The sequence below is a fragment of the Anaeromyxobacter oryzae genome (assembly GCF_023169945.1).
GTDB classification, from domain to species: Bacteria; Myxococcota; Myxococcia; order Myxococcales; family Anaeromyxobacteraceae; genus Anaeromyxobacter; species Anaeromyxobacter oryzae.
The window spans coordinates 4,689,236-4,701,587 of the sequence record NZ_AP025591.1; the positions used below are offsets into that span (position 1 = coordinate 4,689,236).

At 73.8% G+C, this 12,352-nt stretch carries 11 protein-coding genes; 5 read left to right on the forward strand and 6 right to left on the reverse strand.

Annotation, left to right across the window (positions count from 1 at the left end; translation table 11 throughout):
• Nucleotides 1-15: 15 nt before the first annotated feature.
• The 4 genes from AMOR_RS20570 to AMOR_RS20585 all read right to left on the reverse strand — a co-directional run bounded on the left by AMOR_RS20570 (nucleotide 16) and on the right by AMOR_RS20585 (nucleotide 3,565).
• On the reverse strand, nucleotides 16-783 hold the full coding sequence (locus AMOR_RS20570; protein WP_248353638.1) for an acyl-CoA dehydratase activase: 768 nt from the start codon (nucleotides 781-783) through the stop codon (nucleotides 16-18).
• Complete coding sequence (locus tag AMOR_RS20575; RefSeq protein WP_248353639.1) at nucleotides 780-2,093, reverse strand: 2-hydroxyacyl-CoA dehydratase subunit D; 1,314 nt, start codon at nucleotides 2,091-2,093, stop codon at nucleotides 780-782. The genes AMOR_RS20570 and AMOR_RS20575 overlap by 4 nt, the downstream gene beginning before the upstream one ends.
• Nucleotides 2,090-3,136 carry a 2-hydroxyacyl-CoA dehydratase subunit D gene (locus tag AMOR_RS20580; RefSeq protein WP_248353640.1) on the reverse strand — a complete coding sequence of 349 codons (1,047 nt, stop codon included), beginning with the start codon at nucleotides 3,134-3,136 and terminating at the stop codon, nucleotides 2,090-2,092. The genes AMOR_RS20575 and AMOR_RS20580 overlap by 4 nt, the downstream gene beginning before the upstream one ends.
• Before the next feature lie 135 nt (nucleotides 3,137-3,271).
• Nucleotides 3,272-3,565 carry a GYD domain-containing protein gene (locus AMOR_RS20585; RefSeq protein ID WP_248353641.1) on the reverse strand — a complete coding sequence of 98 codons (294 nt, stop codon included), beginning with the start codon at nucleotides 3,563-3,565 and terminating at the stop codon, nucleotides 3,272-3,274.
• Nucleotides 3,566-3,779: 214 nt separating this feature from the next.
• On the opposite strand from AMOR_RS20585, the gene AMOR_RS20590 reads away from it, so the two are divergent.
• The 4 genes from AMOR_RS20590 to AMOR_RS20605 all read left to right on the forward strand — a co-directional run bounded on the left by AMOR_RS20590 (nucleotide 3,780) and on the right by AMOR_RS20605 (nucleotide 9,909).
• Nucleotides 3,780-4,103 (forward strand): hypothetical protein, encoded by a 324-nt coding sequence (locus tag AMOR_RS20590; protein WP_248353643.1) that lies wholly within the window; start codon nucleotides 3,780-3,782, stop codon nucleotides 4,101-4,103.
• 116 nt (nucleotides 4,104-4,219) lie between these two features.
• Entirely contained in the window at nucleotides 4,220-5,443 is a 1,224-nt protein-coding gene (locus tag AMOR_RS20595) for a TolC family protein (RefSeq protein WP_248353645.1), read from the forward strand.
• Nucleotides 5,440-6,816, forward strand: a complete 1,377-nt coding sequence (locus AMOR_RS20600; protein WP_248353647.1) for an efflux RND transporter periplasmic adaptor subunit — start codon at nucleotides 5,440-5,442, stop codon at nucleotides 6,814-6,816. Before AMOR_RS20595 ends, AMOR_RS20600 begins: the two co-directional genes overlap by 4 nt.
• 9 nt (nucleotides 6,817-6,825) lie before the next feature.
• Complete coding sequence (locus AMOR_RS20605; RefSeq protein ID WP_248353649.1) at nucleotides 6,826-9,909, forward strand: efflux RND transporter permease subunit; 3,084 nt, start codon at nucleotides 6,826-6,828, stop codon at nucleotides 9,907-9,909.
• Nucleotides 9,910-9,919: 10 nt separating this feature from the next.
• On the opposite strand, the gene AMOR_RS20610 is transcribed toward AMOR_RS20605, so the two are convergent.
• Nucleotides 9,920-10,927 (reverse strand): NAD-dependent epimerase/dehydratase family protein, encoded by a 1,008-nt coding sequence (locus AMOR_RS20610; protein ID WP_248353650.1) that lies wholly within the window; start codon nucleotides 10,925-10,927, stop codon nucleotides 9,920-9,922.
• 83 nt (nucleotides 10,928-11,010) lie between these two features.
• On the opposite strand from AMOR_RS20610, the gene AMOR_RS20615 reads away from it, so the two are divergent.
• Nucleotides 11,011-11,958, forward strand: coding sequence for a LysR family transcriptional regulator (locus AMOR_RS20615; protein WP_248353651.1), 948 nt, complete (start codon nucleotides 11,011-11,013; stop codon nucleotides 11,956-11,958).
• Between the two features lie 8 nt (nucleotides 11,959-11,966).
• Here the strand turns inward: AMOR_RS20615 and AMOR_RS20620 are convergent, their stop codons facing one another.
• Complete coding sequence (locus tag AMOR_RS20620; RefSeq protein WP_248353652.1) at nucleotides 11,967-12,254, reverse strand: hypothetical protein; 288 nt, start codon at nucleotides 12,252-12,254, stop codon at nucleotides 11,967-11,969.
• Nucleotides 12,255-12,352: the final 98 nt, after the last annotated feature.

The following is a 12,352-nucleotide window of genomic DNA, read 5'->3' on the forward strand; positions in this document are numbered from 1 at the left end:
CGGTGGTCCGGCGCGTCAGCGTCCCGGCGCGACCGACAGCGCGGCCCCGAGCGCCCCGATCAGCTGTGGATCCGGAAGGACCCGCACCGGACGGCCGAGGGCCTCCTGGAGCGCGGCCACCATCGCGCCGTTCAAGGCCACGCCGCCGCTCATCAGGACCTCGCCCCGATCCTGCATGCCGCGGGCGAGCGACGCGACCCGCGAGGCCAGCGAGACGTGGAGCCCCTTCACGATGCCGTCCAGCGGCTCGTCGCTCGCGACGAGGGAGATGACCTCGCTCTCGGCGAAGACGGTGCAGGTGCTCGAGACCGGCACCGCGCGCGGCGCCCGCGCGACGCGCTCGGCGAGGCCCTCGAGCGGCACCTGGAGCCGCCCGAGGATGACCTCGAGGAAGCGGCCCGTGCCGGCGGCGCACTTGTCGTTCATCGAGAAGTCCACCACCTCGCCCGCGGCGCCGATCCGGATGACCTTGGTGTCCTGGCCGCCCATGTCCACGAGCACCCCCGGCCGGCCGGTGCGCGCGAACGCGCCGCGGGCGTGGCAGGTGATCTCGGTGAGCGCCCGGGCTCCGGGGACGCGCTTGCGCCCGTAGCCGGTGGCGCCGATCGGCAGGTCTCCCGGCGCCGTCTCGCGGAGCGCTCCGACGAGCCGCTGGACCTGCCGCTCGATGCGGGGATCGGTCGGCTCGACGCGCCGCGCGAGCAGCGCGCCCGCGGCATCGATCGCCACCGCCTTGCAGGTGGTCGAGCCGACGTCCACGCCGATCGCCACGGGGGCGCTCACGCGAAGCTCTCCATGAAGGCGGTGAGGCGGTTCGTGGAGACCTCGCTCGCCCAGGCGCGCGGGTCGTTGTGGTCGGCCTCGAGCAGCAGGGCCTTCACGCCGAGGTCGCTCGCCAGCCGGTCCTTCAGGTCCACCTGGCCGACCGAGTACGGCTTGCACGAGCGGTCGCTGTGCAGCACGGCGCCGTCCACCGCGAAGTCCCGCGCCATCCGCTCGAGCAGCCGGAGCTTGCTCGGGAGGTCCTGGTTGAGCAGCACCTGCGTGTAGCAGCGCGCCGCCGAGCGGATCGGATCGGCCGGGTCGATGAGGCGCGACGCCTCCGCCCAGGCGTTGGTGTAGGTCGTGCACACGAAGTTGAAGCCCCCCGACGCGAGCAGGGTGGTGATCTCGCGGGTGGCGTACCAGACCGGGAGGTTGTCCCAGAGGAGCCGGTGGCGCTCCTCGCCCTTGAGGCCGCCGATGCCCCTGGCGACCCGGTCCTTCAGCTCGTCGAGGAGCAGGCGGTAGTAGGCGTTGCACGCCTCGGTCCCGCGCATCGCCACGATGGGCCCGAGGTGAAAGAAGCCGTCCACGCCGGTCCAGGGGGCGGGCCGGCTCCGGGCCGTGTCGAGGCACTCGCCCCAGAGCCGGCTCCCGTCGCGGGCGAGCCGCGCCGCCTCGGAGAGCTCGCCGCGGTCGAGCCGCCGGTTCGCGACGCGCTCCGCGACCGCGACCGCCTCCTCGAGCTGATCGGCGACGTACTGCAGCTGGTGCGCGGTCGCCTCGCCGTACACGAACGGCGTGTCGACGAGGACGAGCGGCACCCCGAAGCGGTGGGCCAGATCCCGGTACCAGTAGAGGACGGTCTGGCAGATGTTGGTGCAGCAGGCGAGCAGATCCGGTCTGGGGAGCCGCCCCGCCGGCGAGCGGCCGGTCTCGAGCGAGCCGAGGTCGGAGCGGACGTAGCTGCAGAGGTCACGCGAGTAGCCGGCCGCCTCGACCGCGTCCGAGAGGGCCGGGACGAGCCGCTGCACGCCGCACATGGCGGCGTGGTTCTCGGGGTAGACGGTGTGGAACCCGAGCGGCCGGAGCAGCTCCACCGGGAACCCGCTCGTCACCCACGCGACGGGGACGGCACCGTCCGCGTACCGCCCCGAGAAGTAGTGGACCGTCATCAGGTCCTTGAGCGCCCGGAGCGACTCGAGCGGTGGGGCGAACGGGCTCTCGCGCGGCGGACGCTTCCTGTGCCGGCGCTGCCAGTCGTCGAGCGCCGCGAGGAAGGGGCCGACGGCCCGGGAGGCCAGCTCGTACTGCGCGCGCCGCAGGATCATGCCCGCCCCCCGGGTCCCGAGAGCAGCTCCGCGAAGGCCTCGAGGCGCGTGACGGTCTGTCCCGAGAGCTGGCGCTCCAGCTCGCCCTCGAGCTGGAGGAGCGGGACCCCGCGCGCCGCGAAGGTCCTGCGGATGGCGGGCACGTCGAACAGCTCGGGCTCGCAGAACTTCACGACGTGCACGATCACCCCGCGCGCGCCGCTCCGCTCGAGGAGTCCCTCCAGGTAGCGCATCCGCGCGTCCTGGTCGGCGGCGCGCGTCGGGCACGGGGGTGCCGCCGCGTACCGGGCGACCAGCGCGTCCCACGGGTCGGCGATCGCGTCGTCCTGCTCGCGCACGATCCGGCGGCCCACAGCGGCGTAGTCGTCGGCGGCGACGTACGCGCCCGCAGCGTTCAGGACCGCGAGCGCGCCGATCGGCTCGGGTACGTAGCCGGTGACGAGCACCGGGACGCCGTCCCGCCGCGCGGCGGTCCCGAGCAGCCTGCGCGCGTCTCGCAGCTCCGCGAGGTGGTCCTCCGGCCAGAGCCACTCGCCGCGCCGGAGGAGCGCGTACAGGTCGGGGTCGTCGAGCGGCAGGGTCGCCCGGCCGTCGAGCAGGGCTGCGCGGTGAGCGTCGATCTCCCGGTGGAGGCGGATCGCGGAGGAGAGCCGCTCGGGCTCGAGCCGACGGCCGGCCACGGCCTCGAGCTTCCCGGCCAGCGCGCGCAGCTCCTCGGCGAGGAAGCGACGCGAGCTCGGCCGGCCGAAGCCCTTCGGGTGGAGGAACGTGAGCGCGGGCTTGCTCCAGCCGCCGAAGTCCGCCGCGAGCGTCGCGAGCTGCTGGATGGAGTCGCAGGTGTGCGGGAAGAGCGCCGCGTCGACCACGTCCGCGCCCCCCGACGCGAGGAACGCGAGCGCGTTGCGGGCGACCGGGCACACGTAGGTCTGGATCCGCCCGGCCGCGTCGCCGCGCGGGGCGCCCGGCGGGCCCCACACCTCGACCGCGAGCAGGTCGAGCGCGGTGAGGAGCTCCTTGGGGTAATGGATGGGGAGCACCGCCACGGCCCTTCGGCCGTGGTCGGCCCGTTGCCGCTGGATGTAGGACTCGCGCATCGTGGCCCGAGAAGCGGTTCGCAGTGCGTGGTCACCCGCGCCGCGGTGGCCGCGCCCAGCTTACGCCGCCCGGGGCTCGATGGCTCACCGGATCGAGCCGATGATCTTCCGGTACTCGCTCTCGGTGAACACGCGCATCGTCTCGGTGCGGACGTTGCCCAGGGAGCCGAGGCTGAGCGCGATGGTCGCGACCGTCTCGTCGTTCGGGGCCTCGCTGATCATGACGATGTCGTACTCGCCCATCGCGAGGAAGAACTGCTTCAGCTCGCCACCCGCCCCCTGGAACGCCTTCTTGGCGGCGTCGAGCCGGGCCGGGCTCTCCTTGACGTTGCGAATGCCCTGGTCCGTGTACCGGATGAGGCTCACGTAGGTCGCCATGGTTCTCTCCTCCCCAAGCGCGCTTCGCGCGCGGGCAAAATGATCGTCGCGGAGCGCGCAGGTCAAACCTCGATCACCGGAGTGATGGGGTCGCTCGATGAGGGCGCCACCGGCAGCGAACGCCGTCGACGCGGCGGCGCGGGCGCGAACGGCGGGCCGGGCGCCGCCCAGCCGTTTGCCTGGGAGCCTCCGCGCCGCTAGGATTCGCACGATCGTGCGACTGTTCCTCGTCCTGATGCTCGTTCACGGGCTCGTCCCCGGCCTCGCAGAGGCCGGGGAAGCGGTCGTGCACTACGTCCGCACGGGGCACGTCGCGCACACGGCCGCCGACCGCGGCGACCTGGGCGATCAGGGGCCGGAGCACGGGTGCGGGACGACGCAGCACCACTGCACCTGCTGCGCGACCCAGGTCGTCGTGCCCGCCGCCGCCGTCGTCGTCGCGACGTTGAGCGCGCCCGAGCCCACGTCCGTGCCCGCGGCCGAGCTGGCGCTCCCACCGCGAGAGCCCGCGCGTCCGTTCCGCCCCCCGATCTCCTGAGGCAGTGACGTCCCGCTTGCGCGAGCGGCCCGGCCTCGGCCTGGATCGCCTGCGCGCCCCGATCGTCCGCGCGCGCGCGCCGGGCGCTCGAACGTCTCGCACCAGGAGAACCGGACTTGTCTGCACATCGTCGATGGGCGTGCGCGCTCGTGCTCGCTTACGGGGCGCCCGCGCTCGCGCAGGGAGCTCCTCCAGCCCCGCCGCCGCTCCGCTGGGGGGACGTCGCTGCCGCGATCGAGCGCGATCCGCGGATCGCGGCGTCGCGCTCCCGCGTCCGCTCGGCCGAGGGGGGACTCTCCGCCGCGCGCACGCCGCCGAACCCCGAGCTCGAGGCGACCGCCGGCCGCGGCAGCGCCCGGGAAGGATCCGCGAGCCGGAACGAATGGGGACTCGCGCTCACGATCCCGCTCGAGTGGATGGCGCGCCGGGGCCCGGAGATCGATGCCGCGCGCGCGACGGTCGACGAGGCCGCGGCCGAGGCGCAGATGCTCCGGGCCGAGGTCACGGCGGAGCTGTGGCGGCTCCACGTGCGCGCGGGCTACGCGCAGGCGGAGGTGGAGACCCTCGAGGCCACCGAGCAGCAGGTCGAGGCGCTCACGCGGCTCGTCCGACGCAGGGTGGAGGCAGGCGAGGGGCGGCCGGTCGAGGTCCCGCGCGTGGAGCTCGAGCTGGAGCGGGTCAGGAACGAGGTCGCGGCCGCGCGAGCGGCGCGCGACGGCGCGCTCGCTCAGCTCGGCGCGTGGCTGGGCGTCTCGATCCAGCGGGTCGAGCTCCCCGCGTCGCCCCTGCCGCCCGGGTCGATCGCATTGCCGGTCGAGCTCGCCAGGCACCCGCGCCTCCGGGCCGCCCTCGCGCGCGCCGAGGCGGCGAGGGCCGAGGCGACCGTCGCGCGCCGGTCGCGCATCCCCGGAGTCTCGGTCGGCGCCTTCTACGCGAGCGAGCTCGACCGCGAGGCCGTCGGAGGCCGCGTCGCCCTCGAGCTTCCTCTGTGGGACTGGAAGTCGGGACGCGTGCAACGGGCCGAGGCCACGGCGGCGGCGGAGGCGTGCCGGGCGGACGCCGAGGGGCGGGCGCTGGCCGCAGCGCTGGCCGAGGCTTTCGCGTCCTGCGGAAGGGCCCGGGCGATCGCGGACCGCCAGCAGACGAGCATCCTCCCCCGCGCCGAGGAGTCGGCGCGCACGCTGGAGCGGACGTTCCAGCTCGGCGAGACGGGGATCCTCGACGTCATCGATGCGCGGCGGGTGCTGCTCCAGGCCCGTCGCGAGCTCCTCTCCAGCGCCCGCGAGCGAGACGTGGAGTGCGGCGCGCTCGTCCTCCTGTCCGGTCGGGAGTTGCCATGATCCGCAGTCACACGAACGTCGTCGCCGTCCTCGCCGCGCTGGTCGCGATCGCGTGCCGCGGAGGTGGGCACGGGGACTCGGGGGAGCCGGCCGGCAGCGCCGGCGAAGCCCAGCACGGGAATCACGGCTCCGAGCCAGCCCCGGCCGCGAAGACGGCGGCGGACGACGAGCACGGCCACGGGCGCGAGGCGGAGGTCTCCGACCTGGATCGACCGGTCGACGAGCTCCTCGCCGCGACCTGCGAGCACGGGAAGAAGACGTACGAGTGCGACGAGTGCCGCTACGGGGTCGGGGTGGTGCGCGCGCCCGCCAGGCTGGTCGAGGGCGGGCTCCTGAGGAAGGCGATCGTCTCGAGGCGGCGCGTCGAGGCGCCGATCGCGGTGACCGGCGAGGTCCGGTTCGACGAGCGCCGCGTCACGCACGTCTCGCCGCGCATCGAGGGGACCGTCCGGAAGGTCCACGCGACCCTCGGCGAGCACGTTCGCCGCGGGCAGGGGCTCGTGGAGCTCGAGAGCGTCCAGATCGGCGAGGCGGAGAGCGACTACCTCTCGGCGCAGGCGACGCTGCGGCTCGCGCGCGCGAGCGCGGACCGGCAGGCGCAGCTCCGCAAGGAGCAGATCTCGTCGGAGAAGGAGTACCTCTTGGCGCGCCAGGAGCTCGAGGCGGCGCAGATCCGCGCCCGGGCCGCCGAGGAGAAGCTCGCGCGGCTGGGCGTCGCGAAGGGTGACGTGGAGCGGCTCGCGAGCGCGGGCCGGAGCTCGGGTGACGGCGGGCTCGTCGTCCGCGCGCCCGCGGACGGGATCGTCCTCGAGATGCACGCGGTGCCGGGCGAGCTCGTCAAGCCCGAGGAGAGCATCCTCACGATCGGCGACGTCTCGTCCGTGTGGGTCTGGGCGGATCTGCACGAGGACCAGCTCGGTCGCGTGCTCGACGCCCAGCGCGCCGGGAAGCTGCGCGCGGACGTGGGGGTGAAGGCGTTCCCGGACTCGACGTTCCCGGGGAACGTCGAGTTCGTCGGACCGACGATGGACGAGCGGACGCGCACCGTGAAGGTGCGCGTCGCGGCGGCGAACCCCGACGCGAAGCTCCGCGCGGGCATGTTCGCGAGCGTCCGGATCTTCCTGCCCGGGCAGGAGGAGGCGCTCGCCGTGCCCTCCGCGGCCGTCCTCTCCGACGAGGGGCGCGCCTTCGTCTTCGTGCACCACCACGGCGACTACTGGATCCGCCGCCCGGTCGAGCCCGGACGGAGGTGGGTCGACTGGGTCGAGGTGAGGGGCGGGCTCGCGGGCGGGGAGACGGTCGCGACGGACGGCTCCTTCCTCCTGAAGTCGGACGTCCTGCGCTCGAAGATGGGCGCGGGCTGCGCGGACTAGGGGCCTTCGATGCGCATCATCGAGTCGCTCCTGAAGAACCGCCTCCTCGTGCTCGGCGTCGCCGCGGCGCTCTCGATCGCGGGATGGATCGCGTGGAAGCGCCTGCCCATCGACGCGTTCCCCGACGTGACGAACACGCAGGTGATGATCCTCACGAAGGCGCCCGGCCTCGCGGCCGTCGACGTCGAGCAGCGCGTCAGCTTCCCCATCGAGCAGGAGATGCGTGGGCTCCCTCGCGTCGTCCAGGTGCGCTCGATGTCGAAGGCGGAGATGTCCCAGGTCGTCGTGGTGTTCGAGGACGGGGCCGAGACCTACTGGACGAGGCAGGTCGTGTTCGAGCGGCTCGCCGGCGCACGCGAGCACCTGCCTTCCGGCGTGGAGCCCGAGCTCGGGCCGATCTCCACTGGCCTGGGCGAGATCTTCCAGTACACGCTCGAGGGCGAAGGGCTCTCGCCGATGGACCTCCGGACCATCCAGGACTGGATCCTCGCGCCGCAGCTCCGGCCCATCCCCGGCGTGAACGAGGTGAACAGCTTCGGGGGCGCCGTGAAGCAGTACCAGGTGCTCGTCTTTCCCGACCGGCTCGTGAAGTACCGGCTCACGGTGCGGGACGTCTCCGAGGCCATCGAGCGGTCCAACGGAAACGCCGGCGGGGGCGTCGTCGTCGCCGGCTGGGAGCAGACGTACCTGCGCGGCGTCGGCCTCGTGCGCGACGTCCCCGACATCGAGCGGATCGTCCTCGGCGCGTTCGACGGGTCGCCGGTGTACCTCCGGGACGTCGCCGACGTGGTGATCGGCGCGCAGCCGCGGTTCGGCGCCGTCACCCGAGACGGGAACGGCGAGGCCGTCGCCGGCATGGTGATCATGCTGAAGGGCGCGAATGCGAAGGACGTCGTCGCGGGGGTGAAGGACGCCATCGAGGCCGCCCGGGGCACGCTGCCCCCGGGCGCCCGCATCAGCGTCTTCTACGACCGGACCTCGCTGATCGAGGCCTGCATCGAGACCGTCGTGGACGCGCTCCTCGAGGGCGGGATCCTCGTCATCCTGGTCCTGTTCCTGTTCGTGGCGGAGCTGCGGACCGCCGTGGTCGTCCTCTTCTCGCTGCCGTTCACGTTCCTCGTCTCCTTCATCGTGATGGGGTGGGCGGGCCTGACGTCGAACCTGATGTCGCTCGGCGGCCTCGCGTTCTCGGTCGGGATGGTGGTGGACGCGTCGATCGTCGTCGTCGAGAACGTGCGGAGGCACCTCGCCGAGGACACGAGGCGGAGCCGTCCGGAGGTCGTGGCGATGGCGATCCGGGAGGTCGCCCGGCCGGTCGCGTTCTCGGTCCTCGTCATCGCCGTCATCCTGGTGCCCCTGTACGCGCTGCAGGGCGTCGAGGGGAAGATGTTCGCGCCGCTCGCGACGACGATGCTCATCGCGCTGCTGGTGTCGCTGGCCGTGGCGCTCACGGTGGTCCCGGTGCTCTCCGCGACCCTGCTGAATCAGGAGCCGGAGAGGGAGTTCCGGCTCGTCCGGCGGTTCCACCGGGGCTATCTCCGGCTCCTCGGGCGGGCCGTCGCTCGCCCGCGCCGGACGATCGCCGTGAGCGCGGCGCTGCTCGTCCTCTCGACCGCGCTCGTGCCGCTCGTCGGCACCGAGTTCATGCCCCCGCTCGACGAGGGCTCCATCGCGATCAACGTGGTCCGGCTGCCGAGTGCGTCGCTGGCCGGTTCCGTGAGCGTCGCGAGCTACATGGAGAAGCGCCTGCGGGAGTTCCCGGAGGTCGAGACGGTCGTCTCGAAGACCGGGCGCGCGGAGATCTCCGAGGACCCCATGGGCCCGGAGCAGACGGACGTGTTCGTGATGCTCAAGCCGCGGAAGGCCTGGAGCACCGGGCGCGGGAAGGCCGAGCTCGTCGAGGCGATCCGGAAGGAGCTCTCCGAAGTACCGGGGCTCCGGCTGTCCTTCTCGCAGCCGATCGCGCTCCGCGTGAACGAGCTGATCTCCGGCGTGAAGAGCGACCTCGCCGTGAAGGTGTTCGGCCCCGATCTCGACGTGCTGAAGGGCTTCGCCGACCGGATCGGCGCGGCCGTGAGCGGCGTCCGGGGTGCCGGCGACGTGAAGGTGGAGCAGGTCTCGGGCATGCCGCAGTACGACCTCGACATCGATCGCGAGGCCGCCGCCCGGTACGGGATCCGCGTGGGCGACGTGAACGACACGATCGAGACCGCCATCGGAGGGCGGGTGGCGTCCACGCTCATCGAGGGGCAGCGCCGGTTCGCCATCACGGTCCGGTTCCCCGAGGAGAGCCGGAAGGACATCGACGAGATCGGGCGGCTGCTCGTCCCGGGGCAGGAGGGGACCCGGGTCCCGCTCGCGCAGCTGGCGAGGGTGAAGCTCGTCGAGGCGCCGGCCCAGGTGAGCCGCGAGAACGGCATGCGCCGCGTGGTGGTCGAGGCGAACGTCCGCGGGCGCGATCTCGGAGGGTTCGTCGAGGACGTCCGCGCGCGCATCCAGGGCCTCGAGAGGGAGCTGCCCCCCGGCTACTACCTGCGGCTGGGCGGCCAGTTCGAGAACCAGGAGCGCGCGATGCGACGGCTGGCGATCGTCGTCCCCGTGGCGCTCGCCCTCGTGTCCCTGCTCCTCTACCTCGCGCTCGGGTCCGTCGCGCACGCGTCGCTCGTGCTGCTGAACCTCCCCTTCGCGCTGGTCGGCGGCGTCGTCGCAGTGGTCGTCTTCCGGATGCCGCTCTCGGTTTCGGCGGCCGTCGCCTTCATCGTGCTGCTCGGGATCGCGGTGCAGAACGGCGTCGTGCTCGTGGCGTTCTTCGAGCAGCTCCGCGAGCGCGGCCTCTCGGTGGCGGAGACGGTGGAGCGGGGCTGCGACCTCCGGTTCCGGCCGCTGCTCATGACCGCGCTGACGAGCTTCATCGGCCACCTGCCGATGCTCTACGCGACGGGGTCCGGCGCCGACATCCAGAGGCCGCTCGCCGTCGTCGTGATGGGCGGCCTCGTCACCTCGACGCTGCTCACGCTGCTCGTCCTGCCCACGATCTACGTCGTCTTCGCGGGCCGGCGCCCTCGCGCTCCGACCCCGGCCGACGGCGCGTGACTCCCCGGGATCACGCCGCCCGCGAGGCCGCGAGCGAGCGGATCCATGCCGCCGTCTCCGCCACCGCCTGCTCGGGCGCGGTCGGGCCCATTCCGAAGACGGCGCGGAACCTCCGGTCGTCGAGCACGTACCGCACCTTCCACTGATACGTCATCTCCGCCGCCGCGCCCAGCAAGGGATCGACGAGACCCAGCGCCCGCAGCACCCAGTCCGGGATCGCCCGCACCGTCCCGCGGCGGCCGAGCGCCGCGGCGATGGCCTCGACGAGCCCGCGCGTGGTGCCGGTCCACGCGACGGGCAGGTGCCAGGGCTTCCCGTCGGCCGCGGGGCTCGTGCCCAGCACGGCGAGGCCGCGCGCCACGTCCGGCGCGTAGCTGTAACCGTGCGGCTGGTCGGGGTCGCCGCCCATCTCCAGCGGCTTGCCGGCCACGACGCGCGCCGCGAACCGGGTGCCGAGGAGCGCGGTGGGCGTCTCGGGCCCGAAGTAGTCCGCGGCGCGACCGCTGGTGGCCCTGACGTCGCCGCGGGCGTGCGCCTCGAACAGCTCCCGCGCGAGCATCGCCCGGAGCTCGCCCTTGTGGCTGCACGGCCGCATGGGCGTGTCCTCGTCGAAGGGCACGCCGGGCTCGGGCCGTCCGTACATGTACAGGCAGTCGAGCACGACCAGCCGCGCGCCGGCGCGGGCGGCCGCCTCGCGGACGCCGCGCTTGAGCGGCGGGAGCACCTCGTCCCACCGGTGATACTCGGCCGGGTTGGCGCAGTCGTAGACCACGGCGGCCCCGCGGGCCGCCTCGGCCGCCGCGTCGCGGTCGGCCACGTCGGCGCGCCGCCACTCGAGGCCGGGGCGCGGACGGCCCGTCGCGCCGCGGCGGACGATCCGGACCGTGAGGCCGCGGGCGAGGAGCTCGTCCGCGAGCCGGGCGCCGATCTGGCCGGCGCCGAAGACGACGTGCAGCTCGGGCCGGCCGTCCTGGGTTGTGGGGAGGGTGGGATCGGGGATCTGCGTTCCGGTCGTCATGCGTTCGTCTCCTGTTCGCCCCGGAACATGAGCGGCGCGAGAACGCATGGCAACGCGCAGATCCGCGGGCTACCTTTGCGATCGTGCAAGGGCTCCGCTGGGACGACGCGAAGGTGCTGCTGGCGCTGCTGCAGACACGATCCCTGTCGCGCGCGGGGGCGCGGCTGCGCGTGAACGCGTCCACCGTGTCGCGCCGCCTCGACGCGCTCGAGGCCGCCGTGGGCGTGCACCTGTTCGATCGGACGCCGGACGGCCTGCTTCCGACCGCCGTGGCGGAGGCGCTCGGCCCGCACGCCGAGGCGATGGAGCGGGCCGCGTCGGGCCTGGCCCTCGCGGCGCAGGGCCGCGAGCAGCTCGCCGAGGGCGAGGTGCGGCTGACGGTTCCCCCGGGCGTCGCGCAGTTCCTGGTGGCGCCGGCGCTGCCGCGGCTGTTCCGGCGTCACCCCCGGCTCCGCGTCGTGCTGGACGCGACCGTGGCCTACGCCGACCTGACCCGCCGGGAGGCGGATCTGGCGGTCCGCACCACCCGCCCCACCTCCGGCGACCTGCTGGTGAAGAAGCTCGGGGAGGTGATGGGCGGTGTCTACGGTGCCCCGCGCTACGCCGCCGAGCTCGGGACGCTGCGCCGCCTGGACCAGGCGCGCTGGATCACGTGGGGCGACGACCTCGCCCACCTGGCGCCGGCCCGGCTCGTGGCGGAGCGGGTGCCCGCGGCGCAGATCGTGGTCCGGACGAGCCACATGGGTGCGCAATTCGCGGCCGCGGCGGCCGGCGTCGGGGTCCTCCTCTCCGACCCCCACACGGCGAGGAGCTCCGGGCTCGTGGAGCTCCCGCTGGCGCCCGCACTCCGCCGCTCCCTGCCGCCGCTCACGGGCGGAGCACTGTGGCTCGTGGCGCACCGCGCGCTGCGCGACGTCCCGCGGATCGCCGCGGTCTGGACGTTCCTCGAGGAGGCGGCGCGACAGGCGGGGCTGGTCCAGGAGACGCCGGACGGGGGGGCGCCGGAGACCGCACCGGAGCCCCGGAGGTGACCTCCGCGTCAGCGCGCGCCCGCGGTGCGCTCCACCTCGCCGGGGTCGCCGAGGCGCTGCGGGAAGATGGGCTCGCGCCTCGGCTCGACCGCGCCGAACGGCCCGCTCGCGTCCGCGACGCTCTCCAGCTCCTCGGCGCACGAGACCAGGGCCCGGGCCATCAACCGCCGGCGGCGCCTGTTCCACCAGTGCGAGTCCTCGACCAGCTGGAGCGCCGCGAGCCGCGCGACGCATGCGGACATGCGCGCGCCGGTGTCCTGGCCCGCGGCGAAGCTGGCGCTGTCATAGGAAGTCACGACGTCCACCTCTCGGAGCTCGAGCCCCGAAGCCGAAGCTTCGAGGCGACCTCTTGTTCCTCACCTAATGCCCGTCGGGCCGCGCTGCCCTCCGCATT

Coding starts and splice junctions, on each gene's coding strand:
- AMOR_RS20605 (WP_248353649.1), top strand. CDS start 6,826: ATGCGCATCATCGAGTCGCTCCTGAAGAACCGCCTCCTCGTGCTCGGC.
- AMOR_RS20610 (WP_248353650.1), bottom strand. CDS start 10,927: ATGACGACCGGAACGCAGATCCCCGATCCCACCCTCCCCACAACCCAG.
- AMOR_RS20600 (WP_248353647.1), top strand. CDS start 5,440: ATGATCCGCAGTCACACGAACGTCGTCGCCGTCCTCGCCGCGCTGGTC.
- AMOR_RS20585 (WP_248353641.1), bottom strand. CDS start 3,565: ATGGCGACCTACGTGAGCCTCATCCGGTACACGGACCAGGGCATTCGC.
- AMOR_RS20575 (WP_248353639.1), bottom strand. CDS start 2,093: ATGATCCTGCGGCGCGCGCAGTACGAGCTGGCCTCCCGGGCCGTCGGC.